This is a genomic window from Pyrococcus sp. (genome assembly GCF_030153625.1).
GTDB lineage: Archaea > Methanobacteriota_B > Thermococci > Thermococcales > Thermococcaceae > Pyrococcus > Pyrococcus furiosus.
The window spans coordinates 16,669-40,980 of the sequence record NZ_JASKLM010000003.1 but is presented as its reverse complement, the minus strand read 5'-3'; the positions used below and the strand labels follow the sequence as shown (position 1 = coordinate 40,980).

The window sequence follows — 24,312 nt, the reverse complement described above, 5'->3', positions numbered from 1 at the left end:
AAAAAATAGTAAGAAAAGAAAAGCCTAAATTTCATTCGCTTAGTTTTTCATGACTTTTGATGGCATCTTCAAGTATCTCAACTGCCATCTTTAAGTGTAGGTAGGCTTGTCTAAGTGGAGACAATAGTCGTATGTCACCTAAGCTCGATATGATAGAACCTTCTGCCAATTCAATGGCCTTATTATAGTAGGAGATAGCCAAATTGTAATGCTCTTCTGCTTTCTTTATTGTCTCTTCGTCAACTCCTAACTCCTTGGCTTTCTCCATGTACTCCTCATACTTCTTGAGATATAGCTTGTAGTATGTGTAACTGAGGAAGTTCCACATAGTGATTGAAGGAGCTACTGGAAGTGTGTAGCTAACCCTTACAGTAACTGAAGAGGCAAATTGTACTTCCACGAATACATATTGAGCGTTTTCACCTTTTTCTGTCCACCACTTGACAAGAGCACTTGCAGGCTCAACTTCAACTTTAGTTATCTTAGCCTTTAATGGGAGTGTTACCATTACAACAGCTTGCTCCCCTGTTTCTCCATTCACTGTAACTTCAACAGTTCTGCCAGCAGTTTCTACACTCTCAACTACCACATTCTCTCCTGCTACTGTAACTTGTGGCAGCTCTCCCGCTTTTACTTCTTCTTCTGTCACAGGTTCCACTACATTTAGCTTAAACATTCCGTGATAGTCTGCATATACTGGAGATATTACCTCAACTGAGATTTCTTCATCAAGGCTTGTTGGAATATACTTGAACTCGACCTTTCCAGAGGCAGTGTAGTATACCTTACCGTTTATCACAACTTTTACTAGTGTATCTACTGGTTGCATTGTTGCCTTGTCAAGCACCCAAAGTGTTAATGTTACTTCCTCTCCAAGCTTAATTTCTTGTGGCTGTACAAGTTGTACTTCAAGTTCAGGTTCTCCAACTTGAACAACTATTGGCACAATTCCAATGACATTGCCGAATTGATCTTCTATTCCAACTGCTCCAAAGTACGTTCCAGTTTCATTGGCCCTGACTTTTAGCTTAACTGTTCTGGTATCTCCAGGTAGGAAGTATTGAAGGTTCTTTGGATATGCCGAGAACATTGTAGTGTTATCATCTCCTCTTAGAATCTGGAATAGATAGAACAACCAGTCTCCACCTTCACCTTCTGCATAAACATACATTGGAGCCTCTGGTAACATTGCATCTACAACTCCTCCCCTTGCAACTCTGTACATTGGGTAGTTAGATTCTAGAGCAAGGCCCATCTCAATCCAAAGCTCCTCTAAAGGTTCTAATGGTAAGGCACCCGCCTCAACGTATAAGAGGTCTGAAGTATCTAAGCTCTCGGCGTATACATATTCTCCATCTCCAACAACTAGTGGCAACATTTCGATATCATCAGTTACAAAGACGTTTCCTATTACAGTAGCATACCTGTTGGTAAACTTTACTTCTACTTCTTTCTCTTCTCCTGGCTTTAAGTCTACAAATACAACACTTGGCTCTCCTTCAACTCCGTACATCTTGATTTCAAAGGTGTACGTTAGAACATCTTTTGTTGTCCATGTGGGATAGGCATAAACTACTAACTCCCAGGTTCCAGGAGTTGGATTGGTAAATGTTATTGTTCTGTTTCTGAGTCCGAATCCAGAGTAGTCTAACCATCTTAGCATCTGGGTTCCATAAGGTGGAACTAGCTGGAATATTGCCTCGTTTGCAGAATTCGTAGTTACCGTTATTTCTACTTTCTTAACGCCTTCAGGAACTTCGAAGAAGTACCTTGAAGGCCTCATTGATTTAGGCTCGTGTTCACCACTAATTACCACCGTACCATCAACTGGCTTTTCTGGGACAAGCACTGTTACTGGAACGAATCCTTCCAAGTACGTTGTTTCTGGGTTGTCAATGTAAATTATTCCCTCGTACAATCCAGGCTCACTTATCTTGTCATAGTCAATCTTTACATCAAAGACAGCTGGTTCTCCTGGAGCTACTGAAATTTCAGTTGAGTTAACCTTAACCCAGTCAACAGAGCTGTAGACCTTGAGTGTTCCGTTATAGTTAAGGCTGTACACATATACTGGAACTGATACGGGGTATTCGTTTCTAAGGTATATTCCTCCGTATAAATATGGAAGACCATACTCCACTACAAAGTATGAGTTAAGTCCGTTTGCAGGTATCCATGGAGTATCTAGCAATGTCCTAAATGTCGTGACTGGAACACCTGCATAAAGCATTACACTCTCCTCTGAGCTTAGGTTGGTAAGAACTTCTATTGCCTTATCCACTTGGATTAGACCAAATCCTTGATCAACCATGTTTAGGTCATCGTACTTATATGCTGAGAGCATTAGTGCCTGCTTTATCTTAAGTGGATCATATGTTAGGTTGTGGGCTTTTGCATAGCTTATTAGCAGAGCTGCTGCTCCCGATACATGTGGTGCAGCCATTGATGTACCACTCCAGAAGTCCCAATAGTAGGTCGGGTCATTATATGCCACTTTGTACCAGATTGGGACTGAAGAGAACACTAGTCCTCCAGGAGCCATTACATCTGGATCTAGCATTCCATCCATCCTTGGTCCTCTTGAGGAGAAGTGCATCAATCCATCCTTGACACCAGGCACTCCATAGAGGTATTCCCACCTAACTCCTTCAACGTAAGCACCTACTGTTATTGCGAAGTCTGAGGTTCCAGGGGCACCTCCGGTATTTAGTGCCGGCCCGTTATTTCCGGCTGAAATTGAGAATACAACTCCATATCTATCGCTGAGGTAGTTGACGTAGAAGTTTTCTGGATTATCTGTATTATCATTGTAGTCGAGCCATCCTCCAAGACTCATATTTATGACATCTGCTTCATCTCCACTGTCCACAATTCCATCTGGTCCAATAGCTGCAGCGTATATCATTCCATAGATGATCCAGCTTGTATATCCATATCCTGCAGAAATAAGAACTCTTACACCCATTATCTGAGCATTTGGAGCCATTCCATAGACACCACGGAAGTATGGATCGTCTGGAAGTCCAACTCCTGCTATAGTTCCAGAGACGTGGGTACCGTGGCCATGCCCATCCCAGAAGAAGTAAGCTTCTGCAGCTGTTTCGTTGATGACGTCAAATGATGCCAAAGCAATTGATAGGTTACCCTGCGATAGAATGTAATCTAAGGTATCGTGGTATATACCATTAATAGTGTATTCAGGCTCTGTGAAGTCATTATCAAGATCTAAGTCTAAAGCTGCAATCACTTGAGAATCACAGACCACTACTAAGGCTGGTATCTCTGTTAGATTTCCATCAAAGTTTATGTCAAAGTATCTTTCGGGTAGCATGCCAAAATAGTATGTCACATTTGTACAGCTATAGGACGGAGCAGTGTATGTTACATTATCAATGATGAATCCATTTAGTGCAGAGTTGTACTCGACCTTAGTTAGAGAGGTTAGACCTTCATCTGTGGCATCAAAGACATCAATGATTTTTGGTTTCCCATCTAAAGTAACCTGTAAGAACGGATGAGCCATGTCAACTCCTGTATCAAGTACTGCTACTCTAACGTTATCTCCTAAGACATCATAGTTAGTCCAGGCATCGTATGCCCTCGTTGTAAAGATACTCAGGAACATATCCGGCTTCTCTGCTGGAGGGGTTACGTGATTAATTTCAGGTTTGGGTAGTTCAATTTTTCTATCTAACCATACTCCAGATATTCCTTCAATTTTCTTCAGTTCCTCTAACTTAGATCTTGGAATAGTGGCGACTATAAACCTGAATTGTGGCTTGCTTATTGGATCGATTTCTCCAATTTCTGCTATTTTTTTGTAGACTTCGAAATCCCCTTCTTTTTCGGGAGCTATAATGACTCTAACTTCCTCGTCTGTAGTTTTCTCTAGTATCCTGTTAATTTGAGATGAAATTTCTGGACTTGGTGATGGCTTTATTGTGAGTGGTGCTGCTAGAGAGAAAGCTGGCACTAGAGATAGGGCTATCAACAAACTTAGCAATATTCCATACCCTTTTCTGTTCATTTATGTATCCCCCCAGATCTTATCATCCTAGTTAAGTCTATTTCAGTATTGTTCTCTATTTTCAGTGTTTAAAAAAGTTCCTACTTCAACATTGTCACTCTTAGTGATTACTAAAGGGAGAACACAGGAGAGAATACCCCACTGAGTATTTTTTCTCTCAACATTTTGCCTTCCTAGGCTCATCAAGGAAAATGGAGAAAAGGAGAAAACAACATAATTATCAACCACTAAAGTATTAGTTGAGGGTGTGCACAATGAGGAAAGAGGAAGAGAAACCAAGCATAGCAAAGCTTGTAAAAGAGTACATAGGAACGAGGCCCTGTATAAGGGAACTTATGATTCTTGGAATAGTAAACTACAGTGCTCTAGCAAGATTTATAGAGGAAGAATTCAAGAAAAAAGGCATAAAAGCGTCTACTGGCGCTATAAAAATGGCTCTTATAAGACTGGGGGAAGAGCTTAGCGAAGAAAGAAGTGAGTTCGAGAAAGCTATAAAGGAAGTCATCTCAAAAACGGTTATCCAACTACAGTCAGATTTGGTTGTAATTACTGCAAGAAGGGACATTGTCCTATCAAAAATAAGAGAATTAGTTGAAATAGCAAAAGATTCGAGGTTCTTCCAGCTGAGCCAGGGGATTGAAACTTTCACTATAGCCATAGCAAATGAAGAAAAGGAAAAAGTACTAGAGCTACTAAAGGGCGGAATAATTGACATCCAAGAAGGACAAACAGCTATTCTCCTAATAAGTCCACTAGCAATAATAAAAACCCCAGGAATCGTGGCATTCATTACCACAGCTCTTGCCGTAAATGGGATAAATATTACCCAGGTTATTTCATGTTACAAGGACACTATACTTTTAGTTGATAGGAAAGATGCTCCTTCAGCTTACACTGTTCTTGAAGACCTCATCATCAAGATGAGAGAGCTATAATCATTGTTCTATTTGCAACTTTTTATTATGTTTTTGCAGTTGATGTTACAAAAGAAATAAAAATCATGAAAAGCTGAGCGTGAGAGGGCATTTAATGGGTCGGTACAAAAAAGGATATTTAGTTCTGGAAGATGGCTCCGTAATAGAAGGACGGGCCTTTGGTGCAGAAACAGTCAGGTATGGGGAAGTAGTCTTCACGACAGCAATGGTAGGATACCCAGAGTCCCTGACTGATCCTTCATACAAGGGACAAATCCTAATCGCCACAAATCCCCTAATGGGGACTTACGGAGTACCATCTAAAAGCCTAAAGGAGTATGGGCTTCCCCTACATTACGAATCAGACTCAATTAAAGTAGAGGGCTTCGTAATATCCTTTCTCATGAGACCTAACCACTGGAGCAGTGAAATGAGTCTAGATGAATGGCTAAGGAGGGAGGGCGTTCCAGGACTTCACGGGGTTGACACTAGGGCTCTGGTCAAGAAAATTAGAGAGCAAGGCGTAATGAGGGGAGCAATAGTCACAACAGAGGCAGATTTAGAAGAAGTTTTGGAGAACGTGAGGAAGATAAGCTATGAAAATACTAATTTTGTTGAACTTGTATCACCAAAAACCCCAATTGTACACACACCAGAAAATGCCAAAGCTACAGTGGTGATGCTTGATTTGGGAGTGAAGTTTGGGATTCTTCGAGAGTTACTTAGGAGGGGAATTAAAGTTGTTAGGATTCCATGGAACTGGGACATAGTTGAGGCCTACTACTCTTACAACGCAAATGGTATATTCATAAGCAATGGACCCGGAAATCCCGTTCTCCTAAAAGAAGTAGCTAAGAGTATTAGGAAAGCATTCAACGAAGAAATTCCAATGATGGGAATATGCCTTGGTCAACAACTTCTAGCTTTAGCAGATGGAGCAGAAATATACAAGCTTAAGTATGGCCACAGAGGGATTAACAAGCCGGTTAAAGACTTAGAGAGCGGGAAGGCGTTCGTTACTACTCAAAATCATGGCTATGCAATTATTCCTGAAAGCCTAAATGAGTTTAAGGTATGGATGATAAACCTTGATGATAATTCTGTAGAGGGGATAAAACACGAAAGTTTACCTATTATAGCAACCCAATATCACCCCGAAGCTTCTCCTGGTCCCTGGGATTCATTGTGGGTTTTTGATGAATTTGCAAAGATGATGGAGGGAGGAAAATGAAAGTTGATGTATCAAAAGTCATTGTTATTGGTTCTGGTGCAATAAAAATCGGTGAGGCAGCTGAATTTGATTACAGTGGAAGTCAAGCACTAAAAGCATTAAGGGAAGAAGGAATAGAATCAGTCCTAATAAATCCAAATGTTGCCACAATTCAAACTAGTTATGAGCTCGCGGATAAAGTTTATCTCCTTCCATTAAAAACCGAGTTTATAGAAAAAGTTATTGAAAAAGAAAAACCCGATGGAATACTAGTCGGATTTGGAGGACAGACCGCACTCTCTCTAGGAGTTTCCCTGTACAAAAAGGGAATATTAGACAAATACAACGTAAAGGTCTTGGGAACTCCAATTGAAGGGATTGAAAGAGCGCTCGACAGGGAGAAGTTCCAAAAGACCATGAAAAAAGTTGGCCTACCAGTTCCCCCCAGCGACGCTGCAAAAACTCCAGAGGAAGCCATTGAAATTGCTGAAAACATTGGATTTCCAGTAATAGTAAGGGTAAGCTTCAACTTGGGAGGCAGGGGTTCTTTCATAGCTAAGTCCAGGGAAGAGTTTGAAAAATACATTATAAGGGCCTTTGCTCAAAGTGAAATAAGAAAAGTTCTCGTGGAGAAGTACCTCAACGGATGGAAAGAGATAGAGTTCGAAGTTGTTAGGGATAAAGCTGGAAACTCGGTTGCAGTTGTATGTTTAGAGAACGTTGATCCTATGGGAGTTCACACAGGAGAATCAATAGTCGTAGGTCCTTCTCAGACCCTAACCAACAGGGAATATCAAATGCTGAGGGATGCTGCAATTGGTGTTGCGGACGCAATAGAGTTGATTGGGGAGGGAAATGTTCAGCTCGCACTAAGTCCCAATTCTGAGGAATATTACGTCATCGAGACAAACCCCAGGATGAGTAGGTCATCAGCACTTGCAAGTAAAGTTACTGGATATCCTCTCGCATACATAGCTGCAAAGTTGGCAATAGGATATACCCTAGACGAATTGAGGAACACCGTTACAGGAGTCACAACAGCAGCCTTTGAGCCAAGTCTTGACTATGTAGCCGTTAAGATTCCCAGGTGGGATCTTAAGAAGTTTGAGGAGGTAAACAAAAGTATAGGAAGTGAGATGAAAAGCATAGGAGAAGTTATGGCAATCGGAAGGAATCTACATGAAGCGTTTCAAAAGGCAATAAGAATGCTTGACATTGGTGATGAGCTCATTGGTAAATACTACTTGGAAGATGAGCCTCTCGAAAATGTTTTAGAGAGGTTAAAGAGAAAAGAACCATACCTATTGATGCACATAGCCAAGGCCCTTAGGCTGGGAGCTACGGTTGAAGATATCCACAAGATAACAAAAGTTGACAAGTTCTTTATCTATGTAATAGAAGATATCGTTAAGATAGCAGAGGAATTAAGGAAGAATCCAACAGATGAACTTATTAGGGAAGCCAAAAGGCTTGGATTCAGCGATTGGGAGATTGAACTTTTAACAAAAAGGAAAATGAAAAAGAAATGGAGACCAGTAATTAAGAACATTGACACGCTAGCTGGAGAATTTCCAGCAAAAACAAACTACTTATACGTTACGTATGATGGTATTGAAAATGACATTCCAAAACCAAAGAAGCCCAGTATTCTAGTCCTGGGAGCGGGAGTGTTTAGGATAGGAGTAAGTGTTGAGTTCGATTGGGCAGTTGTTAACTTCGTAAATGCCATAAGAAAGAGGGGAATAGAAGCGGCAATTCTAAACTATAATCCAGAAACAGTGTCAACTGATTGGGACATGAGCGATAGGCTGTACTTTGATGAGATAACGCTTGAGAGAGTTCTTGATATATATGAATTCGAAAGGCCTATTGGTGTAGTGGCATTTGCAGGAGGCCAATTGGCAAATTCTTTAGCAAAGAAATTAGAAAACGCTGGGGTAAAGCTACTCGGAACTTCAGGAAAGAGCGTGGATAAGGCGGAGAACAGGGCCAAATTCTCAAAGCTATTAGAGAGGCTTGGAATTCCTCAGCCAGAATGGATCTCAGCAGAGAGCATTGAAGAAGCTACAAAACTCGCAAAGAAAATTGAGTATCCAGTAATAGTGAGGCCAAGCTACGTCTTAAGTGGAACAGCAATGAAAGTCGCTTGGAATGAGAAGGAGCTAGTTAACTTCCTAAAGGAAGCTACTTCAGTCTCACCTGAGCACCCAGTATTAATATCCAAATTTATCCCAGGAACAGAAGCTGAGATTGACGCTGTTAGCGATGGGAAGAAAGTTGTTGGAGTAACACTCGAGCATATCGAAGGTGCAGGGGTCCATAGTGGGGATTCAACGATGGTAACTCCATGGAGAACTGTAAGTGAACGCAACATCAAAAGTATGTGGGAAATAATTTACGAGCTTGCTAAAGAGCTAGAAATTAAGGGACCATTCAACGTCCAATTTGTGATAGACAAAAAGCCCTACGTTCTAGAACTCAACCTAAGGACTAGCAGATCAATGCCATTCTCCAGTAAGTCCAGAGGAGTAAATCTAATGGAATTATCTGCCCAGGCAGTTTTAGATGGAGAACTAAAAATTGGAGTTGAAGAAAAATACTATGAGATCCCTCCTATAGCTTATGGAGTAAAGAGTCCACAGTTCTCCTGGGCCCAACTTCAAGGAGCATACCCATTCCTTGGCCCAGAGATGAGATCAACAGGAGAGGTTGCAGCCCTCGGAACATATTACGAAGATGCCCTGCTAAAAAGCTGGCTCTCAGTAAAGCCAAATGAGCTTCCAAAAAGTTCCGCCTTAGTCTATGGTTGGGAGAAAGAAAATATCCTAAAAGAAACGGCAAAGATTTTAGCGAATCTCGGAATTAAAACGTATTCAATTGATGGAAGCATTGGAGAAATTGAGATTTCAAAACAAGAAGCAGTTAATATGATTAAAGAAGGAAAAATAGACATTGTAATAACCACAGGATATGCAAAAGATAAAGACTACGAAATCAGAAGACTTGCAGCAGATTTAAATGTTCCATTGGTCTTAGACGCAAACTTAGCTTTGGAGCTAGCAAAGGCCATAGAGTGGAAGACAAAAACTCAAGAAGAGTTTGAAATCAAAGAGCTGAGGGAATACTGGACTAGAAAAATTGAAGAAAATGTTGAAGAATATGCAACTTCGATAGTTTTAAGGAGATAGCCTTGTTGATAAGATTTTTGATTTTTTAGTTGCCGCATCAATGGCCTTCATTATTGTTGTTCTAATTTTTCCCTCCTCTAACTCAAATATTCCATCTATCGTTGTTCCTCCAGGAGTTATTACCATATCCCTAATTTCAGCAGGGTGTCCTTCAAACTCGAGTAAGAGCTTCGCAGTCCCTAGGAGGGTTTGAGCAGCTGCAAGCCTTGCAATGTCTCTTGGAAGTCCAACTCGCAGACCACCATATATCATGGCCTCTAAAAACACAGAGACATAAGCTGGCCCAGATCCACTTAATCCAGTAATAGCATCCATATATTCCTCATCGATCCTTATGTACTTCCCAAAGGACTCAAAGATTTCTTCAACGGTTCTAATTTCTTCTTCGCTTAAATCTTCTGTTGTATAGGCCGTAAAAGACTCTTTTACGAGAACAGCTATATTCGGCATAGCCCTCACAAATTTTGCATTTGCGAACCGCTTAAGAAGCTTTATTGGAATACCAGCAGCTAGAGAAATTACAATTTTACCCTCAACTTCTTCCTTTATCTCCTCCAAAATTTTTCCAACTTTGCTTGGTTTTACTGCAATAATTACAATATCTGCTTCCTTACTTGCTTTTTTGTTATCTTTTTCAAGTTTTACTCCATACTTTTCCAGCCATTTAACCTTCTCAATGTTTCTTCTTGTAGCAATAACTTCATAGTTACTTTCGGCCAAAGCTCTTGCCACAGCACTTCCAATTGTTCCCGCTCCAATTACAGCAACCTTCATTTATTTCACCTGAATTTTGGAAATACCTTGGAATGTTTATAATTCTTCTTGGGAATATTTCGTCACTTATCCCAACATGCCCTCAAGTTCCAGCCTCTTTTTTTGTCTTAGAAACACAACTGGGACCCCTGCTTCTCTCAACCTTTTTCTCAATTGCTTATCATTAGTGCAAACTATCACATTATCGTTCGAAATTGCAAACTCATAAATTAGCTCATCCGTGGTTTTGGACATGAACTCCCCTATGTAAACTGTGGGAAACCTTTCAGCTAACTTAAGTGCCATTCGAGCAGCAATTAGATCTTTTCCTCTAAGCTTACCTTCTTTGAGAATAGTCTTTAATTCTTCCAAAACTACGTTCGGTATCACAATTTTGTAGTTCACGTCAAGTATTCTTTCGAGCTCAGATATTATGTCAACGCCAAATTGCCCAGGAATAAAAAGGAAATTTGTATCAGGAATAACCAGCCAAACTCTCTTCATTGCCTTTACTCCTTAATTATGCCGTATCCTATCAATCTCCATCTTGACCCTATTTGCCTGCTAATTGCAACTCTTTCTCCAGGTTCAGCACAAACTGGTATCTGGAGCTTAAGCTCTATCTCATCCTTACCTAGAGCTGTAACCAGGCCCATTGTTCTAGCTGTTCCAACGTTTAAGAGAAGAATTTCCTTCCTTTTAATTGGCTCAACTTTCAGCTCTTGCTCAGTACCAACAACTCTCTCCAGTAGGTGAACTTCAAGTCTTAGATCTGTCCAGACTGGTGGCAGTTTTCCAGGTTTTCCAACCACGTTTCCTGCCATTAGATCACCCTTAGTTAAGTAGGGATCGAGCTTTGTACCAACACCCACAAGCCCTCCTGGGTATGCCTCCTCTACGAATTGTCCTCCTGCCTGTAATGATACAATTTCGGTAGTTATTGGCTCATATTTTATCCTTCCGTGCTCTTCATAGGGAACTCCCGGCCTAATTTCTATCTCATCCCCAACTTTTAGCTTTCCTTGAACTATCGAACCTCCCAAAACTCCTCCCACGAGCTTTTCTGGAGGAGTTCCCGGCTTATTTACGTCAAAGCTCCTAAGCACGAGCATCTTTGGAGGCTTATTTGAATCTCTCTTTGGGGTCGGTATAAACTCCTCTATTGCCTTGACAAGCACATCAATATTGGCCCCATGAAGGGCAGATATTGGAATTATTGGAGCGTTTTCAGCTACAGTCCCCTTGATGAACTCTTTTATCTGTCTGTAATTTTCCAAGGCTTTCTCTTTATCAACCAATTCAATTTTGTTTTGAGCAATTATTATGTTCTTTTGCCCAATAATTTGGAGAGCCATCAAGTGCTCTCTCGTCTGAGGCCTTGGACAGGGCTCATTTGCAGCTATAACTAAAATTGCTCCATCCATTAATGATGCCCCAGCAAGCATTGTGGTCATTAACGCCTCGTGACCGGGAGAGTCTATGAAAGAAACTCTCCTTATGAATTCTGTCTCGTGACCACAGTAAGGACATATCGGTGAAGTTGAATACCTGCCACAGTTAGAACATCTCCTTATCTCTGCATCTGCAAATCCTATCTTAATTGTGATACCCCTTCTAAGCTCTTCACTGTGAGTATCTGTCCAAACCCCCGTAAGAGCTTTTGTAAGGGTTGTTTTACCGTGGTCAACGTGACCAACCATCCCTATATTTACCTCCGCCTGCCTAGTTTTTCTTTTCTCACCCATTGTCCTCTCCCCCAAAATGGTAGATAGCTATTCCATTTATAGCTTTATTCCTGGGAATTCAATGTTTAATAAACCTCCCCTCCAGTCCTGTTCCAGAAGGATCTACATCGTCTCTCATAATCAAAACTACCCTACTTGGTTCATATTCATCTTCAATGTGATAACCCGGAAGATACTTGACCAGTGCTTCAGCGAATTCTCTTATGTCTTCATGGCTTGGCATGTTGTTTATTGTGAGCCTATTCCTTGAAAATCCTACAAACATGTAAGCCTTTGCCTCAACGAACATTGGCCTCGCTTTCATTATTAGCCTAGCGTATCCTTCTGGATTGTGCATGTTCTCTCCCTTAACTAGTGTTAGTCTAACAACAGTTCTCGTTGGGATATCTCTCATCAATTCTAGGAACTCCAGTATCTTCTCCCACCCATCTGGGATCATAGGAATATTTACTTTGTTATAGGTTTCTATATCCGGAGCTGTCAGAGATACATAGAGCTGAGTTGGTAGCTTATCATCCTTTATCATCTCCCTGAGGCTTTCTGGGACTGTTCCGTTGGTAACTATAAATGTCGTGAACCCTCTCTTGTGGAACTCCTCTACCAGATCTCCCATATATGGATAAAGCATTGGCTCCCCTGAAAGACTTATTGCAGCATGCTTTGGTTCCCAAGCTTCCTCAAATTTTTTCTTGTCAACTTTTGGATTACCCTTGTACCCCACCAACAGCTTTCTTTGGGCCTTTATACTCTCCTCAACTATGAAAGCTGGGTCATCCCAGGGCTCTGGAACTTCAGTACCTAAGAAAGTCTCCATTGGACGCCAGCAGAAGATACAGTTGTGGGTGCACCACGCTAGCACTGGAGTCATTTGAAGGCAACGGTGAGAGTGAATGCCATAGAACTTCTGCTTATAACAGAATCTCCCTTCCGTTAGACTCTTCTTCAACCAGTGGCAAAGTTTAACCCCGCTGTGCCTACCTACGAGTTCATAGTGTTGTTTTCTAAACAAATTAGCTATCTCTTCAGGCATGTTTGGATTAGCTTGAACAGTAATTTTTCCAGGCTTTATATCCATTCTCACTCACCTCCAGATTAGGCTCGCCTAACTTAAATACCAGAATAATCATTTAAAAAGTTATTTACCTTCATTTAACCAACAACATTTTTTGAAAACTAATTCATTAAACAGTATTGTTAACCCAAAATGCCTTAAAGAAAAGCCACGAATAAAGTCTTTGGTGATAGGAATGAAGATACTGTTCTTGAGTGCAAACGAATTTGAAGATGTAGAGCTAATCTACCCCTACCACAGGCTCAAGGAAGAAGGTCACGAAGTTTACATAGCGAGCTTCGAGAAGGGTGTAATTACAGGAAAGCACGGATATTCAGTCAAGGTGGACTTAACCTTTGACGAGGTTAACCCCGACGAATTCGACGCTTTAGTTCTCCCAGGAGGAAGGGCCCCAGAGAGAGTAAGGCTTAACGAGAAAGCAGTTGAGATAGCAAGAAAAATGTTCACCGAAGGAAAGCCAGTGGCAACTATCTGTCATGGTCCTCAGATATTGATTTCCGCTGGAGTGCTAAAGGGAAGAAAGGGAACAAGCTACATAGGAATAAGAGACGACATGATTAATGCCGGAGTAGAGTGGATAGACAGAGAGGTTGTTGTTGACGGAAACTGGGTTAGTTCTAGACACCCAGGAGACCTTTACGCTTGGATGAGAGAATTTGTTAAATTACTTAAGTGATCATTGTAAGTATTCATAATTCATAAATTTTTTATATTTTTGTTAGTCCTTTTTCATTGGTGAATACTAGTGAGAAGGGGGCTATCATTACTTGGTTTTATTATTGGTGCAGTTATTGGGATAATAATAGGAGCACTAATTTTAGCAGGAATATTCCTCCTAGCTTTAGGGAGCACCATAAGTTTTCTAGACTTCCCCAACTGCCACTGCACATGTGAAACTATTAATAATGCAGGTCCTATAAAAGAAATAGGAGCGTATAATGCAACATCCCTTATCATAGAGGACGTAATTGGAACGGTAAAAATAAAGCCAAGTAACGAACCACAGATAAAGGTTCTCTCCAACCTTCCGATAAATGTGTCCGTTTCTGAAGACTCGCTGGTTATAACGTGCTCAGAATGTCGCGAAAAGAGCTTTAAAAACGGAGAAATAATACTCATGGGAAACTTATCGAGCATAAAAACATCAGACATCCTGGGAAGACTTATAGTTGAAGTACCAACTAAGAGAATAGAGGTTGGAGACGTATTAGGGGAAGTTAATATTCAAGCATACACAGAAGTGTTTGAGAGCGAGGACATTCTTGGAAGAGCCGAGATCAAGGCAACAAGAGAAGTTCAGATTGAGGATGTCATAGGAGAGGTAAAAATCACGATACCAAAGAATTCTACCGCCAAGATATCATATTCTAAAATTATCGGAAAGATTGCTGATCTTTCAGAAGATAGCAATAAGATTGTTAAAGTAGATATTGAAGACATTCTGGGTGAGCTAACCGTTGAAAACGAAAAGTGAAATAGTAAGGGCATTCATCCTAGGAAGTCTGTTAGAAGTAGCTATTCCAAAGCCTGGAAACGTTTCAAGATATAAGGACTTTGAAGACCTAACATTCTATCATTTTTTATTTGGAAATACTGCCCTAATCGGACCTTATTTTGAGGCTACTGAAAGAGGAATTCTGCTTAAAGAAGGAAAAATTAACGAGAGCGAGGTCGGAATTGGAAAGCTCATAAGGATTGCCGTTGCAGAGGCAAAGAAGTACCAAGATGCAAATCCAAACTTTGGGATAATAGTGTTGAGTATTCCCTTAATAGTTTCACTGTCTTCAGGAGCTTCTATAGAGGATGCCGGTAAAATGGCTACCAGATTGATTTCCAAATCAACGCCCTTAGATACAGTAGAGCTCTACAAAGCGATAAGAATTGCCAATCCAAAAGGTATTCCAAGAGGGGTTAAATATGACGTATACAGCGACACTTCGTTTGAGGATCTCGTTAGAGATGGAATTAATCTCTATAAGTTGGCAGAAATTAGCTGCGAAAGGGAATTAGTGTTTTGTGAATGGTTAAATAACTATGACCTAACATATGAAACGCTAAAGCTTCTTGAAAATAATTTAGAGAGTGAAGACCTTGAAGGTAAGGTAAGAAAAACATTTGTTGTTCTCTTATCCAAATATGAAGACACTCTCATAATAAGGAAGGCTGGAATTCAAGAAGCTAAGAAAGTTAAAGAAATGGCCACCCAGTTGCTTAAAAATAAGATAACTGAAGAGGAATTTGAGAGGTTTATGTATGAAAAAAGAGACTTAAGAAACCCAGGAAGTTTAGCCGACATTATGGCAACGGCACTGTCTCTGCTCATGCTAAAGGGATATCGCCTAGAATCAAAATTTTTGCGGAAAATATAACCATTATTTTACACCAAACATGAAAAGAACCTCCTACCCGGGACTCACCCTCTATCCTATAACTGACCCACTATAAGGCACATCAGAGATGTAAGTGCCAAAATATCAAATAATTATTAATTAGATCTCCTTCTAATAGCCCATAGGAGGATTAGGCGGCAAAAATTTGCGAAAAGTTTATATACTTTTACAGCCCTATTTTAAACGAAAGAACCTTGTAGGAGGTGTGGATGATGGGAGAATTACCAATTGCCCCAGTTGACAGACTTATAAGAAAGGCTGGTGCTCAGAGAGTTAGCGAGCAAGCAGCTAAGGTACTTGCAGAGCACCTTGAGGAAAAAGCTCTTGAGATCGCAAAAAAGGCAGTAGATCTTGCAAAGCACGCAGGTAGAAAGACCGTTAAGGTCGAAGACATTAAGCTCGCAATTAAGAGCTGATTTCTCCGTTTTTACTTTTCCTTTTGTCCCCCTTGTAAGACCTTTAGTGTTTTTAAAGGGTTTCTTTTAATGTTTTCCCATGGATTATGAAGTTGCAGTAAGAATTACTAGAAGAAATCATAACGCCTTTGTTCACCTTCTTGCAGCGTTAGAGAGCCAAGGCTATGATTTGTCCAACGTGTTAGTTTCTAACAATTTAGATGAAATAATTGAGAAGAGGCCAAAAGTGATTCTATACTCCTTCTATAGCCAAGAAGTTGATACTGTTAAAAAGGAAGTTGAAAAAATTAGGAAGAATATCAACGCAATTTTGGTAGCAGGAGGATATCATGCAATAGCGATGCCCAAGCATACCCTCAAAGTCCTGGGATTTGACATTGCTGTTATAGGAGAAGGAGAAGAGGTCCTCTATAACCTCCTCACAAAACTTAGGAAAACAAACTACACAGTTACAAAAGACCTCGCTGAAGTGAAAGGACTTGCCTTTTATCTTGGAAATGAATTTGTATTCACAGGGTTTGCAAAGGTCGAAGACTTCTGGAAATTCCCTCCATATCCAGAGGGGTTAAAGTTAATTTCACCAATGGAGATAAGTAGAGGATGCCCCTTTGGATGCTACTATTGTCAAACTCCCTACGCAAAAGGTTTTAGAATGAGACATAGGCCAATTGACCAAATAGTAAAGTACTCAAAGAGAATGAAAGACATGCGATATATAACCCCAAATGCATTCGCATATGGGAGCCCCGGGGGATTTTAAAAATTGAAAAAGTCGAGGCACTTCTTCGGGGCATTGCAACCTCTCAGAAGGGAAGGGAGAAGACTATTCTATGGAACATTTCCAAGCGAAGTGAGGCCAGAATTCGTTACTAGGGAAACTTTAGAGTTACTAGTTAAGTATACAGATACAAGAAGGCTAGCAATAGGAGCTCAAAGCGGAGATGATAGAATGTTGAAAGCAATGCATAGAGTCCATAAAGTGGAACATGTAATTAATGCTGTTGAACTCTCGCTTGAGTATGGGATAACTCCTGTAGTAGACTTTATAGTAGGCTTACCAGGAGAAACCGAAGAGATGCAGAGAAAAAGCATTGAACTAATGAAATGGATAATTAAGAAGGGCGGAAAAGTTAGAGCTCATTACTTTATGCCTCTACCTGGAACCCCCTGGGCAAAATGCAAGCCATCTCCCCTTAGCGAAGAAATGAAAAAATTCTTGGGGAGAATGGCAGCGGAAGGAAAAATTGAAGGAGCATGGGGAATACAGATAGAAACCTCCAGGAAACTCCAGAAACTTATAGAAGAGTTCTATGAAGAGCCGTTTAGCTATGTGGGAAAAGTGAAAGAAATTTGCTAAATAGTTAAAGGCCCAGGCCCAAAAATTTATAACTCTAAACTTCGCTCAAAATATCCGATAGTTATATGTATCCCGAAAACTATGAAAAGTTTGAAAAAATAATTGAAAGGTTGCGAGAATTCAAGGGGGTTATAATAGTAGAGGGAAAGCGAGATGAAGATTCCCTACGCAAATTGGGGGTCCAAACGGAGATCCTCAGGCTCTCCCGATCATCCCTTGCAGATGTAGCGTTACTAGCCTCTGAACATGAAGAAGTAATGATCCTAACAGATTTCGACGAAACTGGAGAGAAACTCGCAAAAAGGCTCTACGACCTCTTAGTAGGTCTAACAAAAGTCGATATGGAAACTAGAAGGGAACTCCAATTTATTGCCTCAAAGGACGCTAAGGGGATTGAAGATCTCTATGATTTGTGGGAGAGCCTGAGGCTCCGTTTCTGGGCCCCTAAGGAGGGTGATTAATGAAAAGAAAGAAGACTGTGATCCACCAGTTGATTTCCGAAAAACAAAGATTTGAAAAAGCTAAAGAAGGTGGGAATATGGCAGCAAAAGATGATTTCGGAACGACAAAGTATATTATTCATGCTGAATTTGAGGCTAATGGGGTTGTCGAAAGACCAGATGTAGTGGGGGCAATTTTTGGTCAGACGGAAGGACTTCTTGGGGACGATTTAGATCTAAGAGAACTTCAAAAAACTGGAAGAATAGGAAGAATCAAAGTTGAGGTACACACAAAGGCAGGCAAAACTTATGGAACAATTTTAGTACCCTCAAGCCTAGATAGAGTAGAAACTGCAATTATAGCAGCAGCCCTTGAAACCATAGATAGAGTAGGTCCTTGCGAAGCAAAAATAAGAGTGATAAAAATAGAGGATGTTAGAGCCACAAAAAGGAAGTATATAATCGAAAGGGCAAAAGAAATACTCGAAACACTCATGGAGGAGGAGATCCCAGAAACACAAGAGCTAGTTGAGGAAGTTAGAAAGGCAGTAAGAGAAATGAAGCTTATCGAATATGGTCCTGAGAAGTTACCCGCAGGACCCCATGTCCCATTTTCTGACTCAATAATAGTTGTTGAGGGCAGAGCAGATGTCCTTAATCTCTTAAGGCACGGGATAAAGAACGCAATTGCTGTAGAAGGAACATCAATTCCTGAAACAATAATAAAACTAAGTAAGGAGAGAATAGTAACAGCGTTTACCGATGGAGACAGAGGAGGAGAGCTAATTCTAAAAGAGCTCCTCCAAGTTGCTGATATAGACTACGTAGCCAGAGCTCCAGAAGGAAAAGAAGTTGAAGAGCTAACTAAAAAAGAAATTATAAAGGCGCTAAGAAGTAAGGTCCCAGCGGAACAAGTTATTAACGAATTGTTCAACAAAGGAAAGAGCTTTTATGAAATAGTTAAGGAAAGAGAAAAGGAAGAAGAGGACGAGAGAGCTAGAAAACAAGAATATACAGAAGAAAAGGAAAGTTTAAAACCCCAACCGCAAGTTCAACCAAATGAAAAAATTGTAAAGCCCCTAAAAGTACTAAAGCCAGACTACAAAGAATTTGAGGAATTCATCGAGAAGGTAAAGAACGACTCAATAGCTCTCCTAATAGATGAAAATAAGAACATAATAAAAGAAGTGCCAATAAGAGACATGTTAAGTGCAATAGAAAGCTCAGAAAGTATATATGCTGTTGTGTTTAACGGAGTCATAACCCAAAGGTTAATTGATATAGTGAGCGAGAAAGGAGCAAAATACTTGATTGGTGCAAGAAAAGCTAATGTAGTTAGAAGACCCATAACCCTTAAGATCATAACTTTTGCAGAATAAACTCCTTTCCTCTTCTTATTATTTTTGTTTAAAAATCAAATAAAAGAGAAAGGTTTAAATTTCTTCCTCACCTTGTGGAACTATTTTCTCCCACAACAGAACTTCAGCCAATATTATCACTACTAGAATCAGCGAAACATAGTACCTAATTTCAATTATGTGCTTAATTTGGAGTCCAAATCCTACAAGGAATATTAAGGCAGATACCCCTGCCACTACTTTTGCTATTGAAAGCTTTTTCTCTGTTGTAACAATTGGCAGCAACTCAAAAATTGCCACGATGAACACCATGGCTGATACACACTTAAGAAACATGTCAGATATTGCTGGAGCAGAATTCACTAAACCTATCAGGAGAACTATCATCAACAGCCAAAGAGCAGCCTTTGTTCTGGGTTTACGTGTCAAGTGCTGGATTATCTGAAGGGCAACCTCTGAAGTTGGCAAGATACTAGTCAACCCTGCCAGGAATACAGCGATACCTATCAATGCCAAAATTAGGGTGCTTGAGATTATAGTGGGTAAATAACCTAAGATTGCAAGTGCTTCCTCTTCTTCTCCCTGAGCATATTCCTTTAGTATCATTTCTCCACTCTCAGACGCTCCTAAGAAATTTATTATAGCGAATGTTCCAAGAATCCCAAGAACTAGCTGGATAAGAACTCCTATGGTTATAATTTTCCCAGGTGAAAATCTTTTTCCAATAAAGCTTCCAAGCATTATATAAAATCCAAGCCCCAACCCAACTCCATATATTGCCCTATCTGCAGCTACTCTCACCATATCAAACGTTATTGGCTTAAAGCTTGTGAGCATCTGCTTACCTAAGTTAGTAATCTCTGGAATTCTAGAAATTTGATACGAAGAAACTCCAAGTAGGAATGTTAAGAATATAAACGCCATCGAGCCTATTGCCATAATCGTGAAAGTCTTTTCTCTTGCCCTAGCTAAGATAACACCCATTATTGCCAGAACTATAATCTTTGATATAAATCTTCCAAATGTTCCAGTTCCCAGGTAAGGAGCAAGTAGTGATAGACCCACATTCGCTGTGTAATAGGACAAGAAGAAAACAATGACTGATAAAATTAGCAAAATTGCTCCTGGTTTCTTAATGACTTTCTCGTAAAATTCTGCAAAAAAGTACCCTAACTCTGCAATCTTCTTAGCTTCCATAATAGCAAGATACGTGAACATGACTAGGAATGCTAAGTGTAATATAAGACCAGACATTCCATATTTCAGCCACATCTGTGGAAAAAGGCCTAGCGTTCCAATTCCAGTTGCATATCCAGCAACGAGGGTTATAAGATATATTTCCCATTTCTTACTTCCCATTATTTTCACCTCCTCACTCGTTATTTTTAACCATAACATATAAAACTTTATTTTTACAAACTAAACAGGTGGAGAGTGAGGTAAAATGCAGGCAGTAATTCTAGCTGGAGGTAAAGGGACTCGCTTATTGCCACTGACAGTGTATCGACCAAAACCACTGATACCCTTTTTCAACAGGCCAATAATGGAGTACATTGTAGAAAGCTTAACTAAGTTTGGAGTGGATGAAATAATTGTCTTGGTAGGGTATCTGAAAGAGAGAATTTTTGAATACTTCGGCAATGGAGAAGAATTTGGAGTAGAAATAAAGTACTCAAACGGAGAAAATTTAAAGCTCGGTACTGCAGGAGCTCTAAAAAAAAGCGGAGAAATTCATCAAAGATACTTTCTTGGTAGTTTCAGGTGACATTTTAACAAATTTAGACTTCAGGAGTTTAGTTGAGTATCACAAAAAGAAGAAAGGCCCCGCAACAATAGCCCTAACAAAAGTGGAAGATCCCAGTGCTTATGGAGTAGCAGTATTAGATAATGAGGGAAGAATATCATACTTTAAAGAGAAACCAAAAAAGGAAGACGCTCCAAGCAATTTGGTAAATGCTGGAATATATGTGTTTGAACCAGAAATTTTCGATTTAATTCCTAAGGGAAAAAACTTTGATTTTTCCTTAGATCTATTTCCAAAAATGCTAAATGAGAACATTCCTATCTACGGATATCCTTTTGATGAGTATTGGAACGATATTGGGAGACCATCTACATATCTCCAAGCTACTGAAGATGTATTTTTAGGCAAACTAAGATTACCTCAAATAAACGTTGGCCTATTAAAAGGAAACATTGAAAAAGGGGGAAGTCTATTCACAGGAAGTAAATGCATACTAAGAAGACCAAAGATCATTGGCTTTGCAGTCTTGGGGAACAATGTTGAAATCAGCAAGGATGTAACCATAGAAAGGTCAGTAATATTCTCCAACGTTACCATAGAAGAGGGAGCAGAAATTAGGGAAGCAATAATTGGAGAAAATGTCTATATAGGGAAAGGAGTTATTATTGAGCCAGGAAGTGTTATTGGGGATAACTCAATAATTGAAGACTTTAGTAAAGTTGGAGCAAATGTTAAGATTTGGGCAGATTCAAGAATTGGTAAAGAAAGTATAATACTCCCTGATTGAGGTGATGAGGTATGGAGTTGTACTATTCAGAAAAGTTCAATCCAGAGGAACTTGCCCTCTTGGGGAGAGCCATAGGAACTGCTGCTCAGGGAACAATTGTAGTAGGAAGGGATGGAAGGGCGATATCTAGATATGGAAAAAGGGCTTTAGTTATAGGGATAGTGAGCACAGGGTCAACAGTAATGGATGTTAGGTTAATTCCACTGATAGCTCTAAGGGACTTTGCAAAGAGGAAAGGATATCCCTTTGTATATGTCTATTATTACGGTGGAGTTAGAGTTGAAATAAGTGGAGTTGAAGTTGAAGAAGTAAGAGCAATTGCCGAAAGTAAGGCCTTTGTAGAGGCCCCTCCAAATGATATTGGAGCCACCGTGTACTATCCAAATGCTCTGGATGATCTTCTATACGAACTATTTAGACACTATAATTTCACCATAAGTGGGAAAGCCCTCGTGGATTGCATGAACACTCCAGCAGCTCTTCTATTCCCAAGACTTAACGAGAGGTTTGGATTCGAGGTCGAGCTTATCAATGATATGATGACCAGCTATCTCCCACCAAAACCAAAGGAAGTATTTCTTCAAAAGTTATCAAAAGGTGAGTACGATTTTGGTATAAGATTTAGACCAGATGGAATAGCAGAAGTCTATAAAGACAATGAAGTGAAGGAGTTCGATACCCTATGGAAGCTGCTTGACCACTTGGCTAAATTTTAACACTCGGTGAAAGTAATGAAGAGAGGGCTCTTCATAGTCCTCGAAGGGATAGATGGCTCTGGTAAAACAACACAGGCAAGGTTATTAGCAAAATGGTTTGAGGAGAATGGATCCAAAGTTGTGCTCACAAAGGAACCTACTGATACAGATTTTGGGAAGATCATCAGGAAGCTGGTATTAGAAGGAAGTGTAATTGATGGAGGTAGAATAAGCCTAGAAGCCGAAGCTCTACTTTTTGCAGCAGATAGGGCTGAACACGTAAAGAAAATAATAGAACCAGCACTTAAAGAGGGGTGCGTTGTAATTTCAGATAGATACTTTTATTCTTCTTTGGCATACCAATGGGCGAGGGGATTAGATCTGGAGTGGCTAATAGAGATAAACAAATTTGCTCCGCGTCCAGATGTAGTATTTCTCCTTGATATTCCTCCAAGAGAAGGCATAAAAAGAATCAAAAGAAGAAATTCACAAACGGAATTCGACAGATTATTTAAGTTGCAAGAGAAAGTAAGAGAAAATTATATAAAACTTGCCAAGATGTTTAATGAAATTAAAATAATTGAAGCAACAAAAAGTGTGGAAGAAGTTCATAGGGAAATAATAAATTTGATAAAGGAAATTTGGGGGAAGGACAATGGTTCTAGATAACCTAGGGAAAGCACTAGCTAACACTCTAAAGAAGATAGCCAGAGCCAGCAGTGTAGATGAAGCTTTAATTAAAGAGTTAGTTAGGGACATTCAGAGGGCCCTAATTCAAGCTGACGTAAACGTTAGACTAGTTCTTCAACTTACAAAAGAAATACAGAGAAGAGCACTAGAAGAGAAGCCCCCCGCGGGAATCTCTAAGAAAGAACATATTATAAAAATAGTTTACGAAGAGCTAACAAAATTCCTGGGAACAGAAGCAAAGCCAATAAATATTAAGGAGAAGCCAACGATCTTGTTAATGGTCGGAATTCAAGGAAGTGGGAAAACTACAACAGTTGCTAAACTTGCTAGATACTTCCAAAAAAGAGGATATAAGGTTGGGGTTGTGTGTTCAGACACCTGGAGACCTGGAGCTTACCACCAACTTAGACAACTTCTTGATCCTTATCACATAGAAGTGTTTGGAGATCCTCAAGAAAAAGATGCCATAAAGTTGGCAAAAGAAGGAGTTGATTACTTCAAATCTAAAGGAGTAGACATAATAATAGTAGACACTGCAGGAAGGCATAAAGAAGACAAAGCATTAATTGAAGAGATGAAGCAAATAAGCAATGTAATACACCCTCATGAGGTTATACTTGTCATTGATGGAACAATAGGACAGCAAGCATACAACCAGGCTTTAGCCTTTAAGGAAGCAACCCCAATTGGCTCTATAATAGTTACAAAGCTTGATGGCTCTGCCAAGGGAGGAGGTGCTCTTTCTGCTGTTGCCGCAACGGGAGCTCCCATCAAATTCATAGGGACGGGAGAAAAGATAGATGATATAGAGCCCTTTGACCCACCAAGATTTGTTTCAAGACTTTTAGGACTAGGGGATATCCAAGGATTGTTAGAAAAGTTTAAGGAACTAGAAAAAGAAGTCGAAATAAAAGAAGATGATATTGAAAGATTCCTAAGGGGTAAATTCACACTCAAGGACATGTACGCCCAGCTTGAAGCGATGAGAAAAATGGGCCCCTTAAAGCAAATACTAAGAATGATCCCTGGGCTAGGATACTCCCTTCCCGATGAAGTAATATCAATAGGAGAAGAGAGGCTAAAGAAATTCAAAGTAATAATGGACTCAATGACGGAGGAAGAATTGCTAAATCCAGAAATAATAAACTACTCTAGAATAAAGAGAATTGCAAGGGGATCAGGAACCTCTACAAAGGATGTAAAAGAGCTTTTGGATCAATATAGACAGATGAAAAAATTATTTAAGAGTATGAACAAGAGACAATTAAGTAGACTTGCTAGGAGGTTTGGTATGTAATGGAAGCATTTATTCTAATAATAGCATATCCTGGAAAGGAAAAAGAGGTATATGAAGCGCTAAAGGACAGACCAGAAATAAAGGAGATATAGTTTATGGAGATTATGATATAGTAGCTAGAGTAGAAGTAGAAGACCTAAAAGACCTCGATAAATTCCATGATGAAGTTTTAAGAAAAATCCCAGGTGTTGAGGTGAGTGAAACTCTCATTGCGAGTTCTTATCGATAG

18 protein-coding genes and 3 pseudogenes are annotated in these 24,312 nt (G+C 39.9%); 15 read left to right on the top strand and 6 right to left on the bottom strand.

Features of this window, described 5'->3' with window-relative positions; all coding sequences use genetic code 11:
- Positions 1–31: 31 nt before the first annotated feature.
- Positions 32–4,027 carry a S8 family peptidase gene (locus tag PWP39_RS01035; RefSeq protein ID WP_288072000.1) on the bottom strand — a complete coding sequence of 1,332 codons (3,996 nt, stop codon included), beginning with the start codon at positions 4,025–4,027 and terminating at the stop codon, positions 32–34.
- A gap of 254 nt (positions 4,028–4,281) precedes the next feature.
- Here PWP39_RS01035 and PWP39_RS01030 point away from each other — a divergent pair, with 254 nt between their 5' ends.
- The 3 genes from PWP39_RS01030 to carB all read left to right on the top strand — a co-directional run bounded on the left by PWP39_RS01030 (position 4,282) and on the right by carB (position 9,339).
- Positions 4,282–4,962 (top strand): ACT domain-containing protein, encoded by a 681-nt coding sequence (locus PWP39_RS01030; RefSeq protein WP_288071999.1) that lies wholly within the window; start codon positions 4,282–4,284, stop codon positions 4,960–4,962.
- A 94-nt stretch (positions 4,963–5,056) separates the two neighbouring features.
- The gene (gene carA, locus PWP39_RS01025) at positions 5,057–6,172 is read left to right on the top strand and encodes a glutamine-hydrolyzing carbamoyl-phosphate synthase small subunit (protein WP_288071998.1); all 1,116 of its coding nucleotides are present in this window, start codon (positions 5,057–5,059) and stop codon (positions 6,170–6,172) included.
- The gene (carB, locus tag PWP39_RS01020) at positions 6,169–9,339 is read left to right on the top strand and encodes a carbamoyl-phosphate synthase (glutamine-hydrolyzing) large subunit (protein WP_288071996.1); all 3,171 of its coding nucleotides are present in this window, start codon (positions 6,169–6,171) and stop codon (positions 9,337–9,339) included. The genes carA and carB overlap by 4 nt, the downstream gene beginning before the upstream one ends.
- On the opposite strand, the gene proC is transcribed toward carB, so the two are convergent.
- The 4 genes from proC to twy1 form a co-directional block, all read right to left on the bottom strand.
- A complete protein-coding gene (proC, locus tag PWP39_RS01015) occupies positions 9,328–10,113 on the bottom strand; it encodes a pyrroline-5-carboxylate reductase (RefSeq protein ID WP_288071994.1) in 786 nt (261 codons plus the stop codon). The genes carB and proC overlap by 12 nt on opposite strands.
- 66 nt (positions 10,114–10,179) lie before the next feature.
- Positions 10,180–10,596, bottom strand: coding sequence for a type II toxin-antitoxin system VapC family toxin (locus PWP39_RS01010; RefSeq protein WP_288071992.1), 417 nt, complete (start codon positions 10,594–10,596; stop codon positions 10,180–10,182).
- A gap of 5 nt (positions 10,597–10,601) precedes the next feature.
- Entirely contained in the window at positions 10,602–11,837 is a 1,236-nt protein-coding gene (locus tag PWP39_RS01005) for a translation initiation factor IF-2 subunit gamma (RefSeq protein WP_288071990.1), read from the bottom strand.
- A gap of 58 nt (positions 11,838–11,895) precedes the next feature.
- Entirely contained in the window at positions 11,896–12,912 is a 1,017-nt protein-coding gene (twy1, locus tag PWP39_RS01000; RefSeq protein ID WP_014835579.1) for a 4-demethylwyosine synthase TYW1, read from the bottom strand.
- A gap of 172 nt (positions 12,913–13,084) precedes the next feature.
- Between twy1 and pfpI the strand changes: the two genes are divergently transcribed.
- The 7 genes and pseudogenes from pfpI (at position 13,085) to dnaG (ending at position 18,891) form a co-directional block, all read left to right on the top strand.
- Complete coding sequence (gene pfpI / locus PWP39_RS00995; RefSeq protein WP_011012865.1) at positions 13,085–13,585, top strand: deglycase PfpI; 501 nt, start codon at positions 13,085–13,087, stop codon at positions 13,583–13,585.
- 69 nt (positions 13,586–13,654) lie between these two features.
- Positions 13,655–14,383 carry a hypothetical protein gene (locus PWP39_RS00990; protein WP_011012866.1) on the top strand — a complete coding sequence of 243 codons (729 nt, stop codon included), beginning with the start codon at positions 13,655–13,657 and terminating at the stop codon, positions 14,381–14,383.
- Complete coding sequence (locus tag PWP39_RS00985) at positions 14,367–15,278, top strand: triphosphoribosyl-dephospho-CoA synthase (RefSeq protein ID WP_288071983.1); 912 nt, start codon at positions 14,367–14,369, stop codon at positions 15,276–15,278. Before PWP39_RS00990 ends, PWP39_RS00985 begins: the two co-directional genes overlap by 17 nt.
- A gap of 233 nt (positions 15,279–15,511) precedes the next feature.
- Positions 15,512–15,715, top strand: a complete 204-nt coding sequence (gene hpkB, locus PWP39_RS00980; RefSeq protein WP_288071981.1) for an archaeal histone HpkB — start codon at positions 15,512–15,514, stop codon at positions 15,713–15,715.
- A gap of 79 nt (positions 15,716–15,794) precedes the next feature.
- Positions 15,795–17,072, top strand: a pseudogene (locus PWP39_RS00975) (TIGR04013 family B12-binding domain/radical SAM domain-containing protein).
- A gap of 65 nt (positions 17,073–17,137) precedes the next feature.
- Entirely contained in the window at positions 17,138–17,533 is a 396-nt protein-coding gene (locus PWP39_RS00970) for a toprim domain-containing protein (protein ID WP_011012870.1), read from the top strand.
- Complete coding sequence (gene dnaG / locus PWP39_RS00965; protein ID WP_288071974.1) at positions 17,533–18,891, top strand: DNA primase DnaG; 1,359 nt, start codon at positions 17,533–17,535, stop codon at positions 18,889–18,891. The genes PWP39_RS00970 and dnaG overlap by 1 nt, the downstream gene beginning before the upstream one ends.
- Before the next feature lie 54 nt (positions 18,892–18,945).
- Here dnaG and PWP39_RS00960 read toward each other — a convergent pair whose 3' ends face one another.
- On the bottom strand, positions 18,946–20,229 hold the full coding sequence (locus tag PWP39_RS00960) for a sodium-dependent transporter (protein ID WP_288071972.1): 1,284 nt from the start codon (positions 20,227–20,229) through the stop codon (positions 18,946–18,948).
- A gap of 85 nt (positions 20,230–20,314) precedes the next feature.
- On the opposite strand from PWP39_RS00960, the pseudogene PWP39_RS00955 reads away from it, so the two are divergent.
- The 5 genes and pseudogenes from PWP39_RS00955 (at position 20,315) to PWP39_RS00930 (ending at position 24,312) form a co-directional block, all read left to right on the top strand.
- Positions 20,315–21,401 (top strand): annotated as a pseudogene (locus PWP39_RS00955) (nucleotidyltransferase family protein).
- An 11-nt stretch (positions 21,402–21,412) separates the two neighbouring features.
- Positions 21,413–22,117, top strand: coding sequence for a phosphohexomutase domain-containing protein (locus PWP39_RS00945; protein WP_288071970.1), 705 nt, complete (start codon positions 21,413–21,415; stop codon positions 22,115–22,117).
- 15 nt (positions 22,118–22,132) lie between these two features.
- The gene (gene tmk, locus PWP39_RS00940) at positions 22,133–22,765 is read left to right on the top strand and encodes a dTMP kinase (protein WP_288072025.1); all 633 of its coding nucleotides are present in this window, start codon (positions 22,133–22,135) and stop codon (positions 22,763–22,765) included.
- Entirely contained in the window at positions 22,752–24,083 is a 1,332-nt protein-coding gene (srp54, locus tag PWP39_RS00935) for a signal recognition particle SRP54 (RefSeq protein ID WP_288071967.1), read from the top strand. The genes tmk and srp54 overlap by 14 nt, the downstream gene beginning before the upstream one ends.
- Positions 24,083–24,312: pseudogene (locus tag PWP39_RS00930) on the top strand (Lrp/AsnC ligand binding domain-containing protein). The gene srp54 and the pseudogene PWP39_RS00930 overlap by 1 nt, the downstream one beginning before the upstream one ends.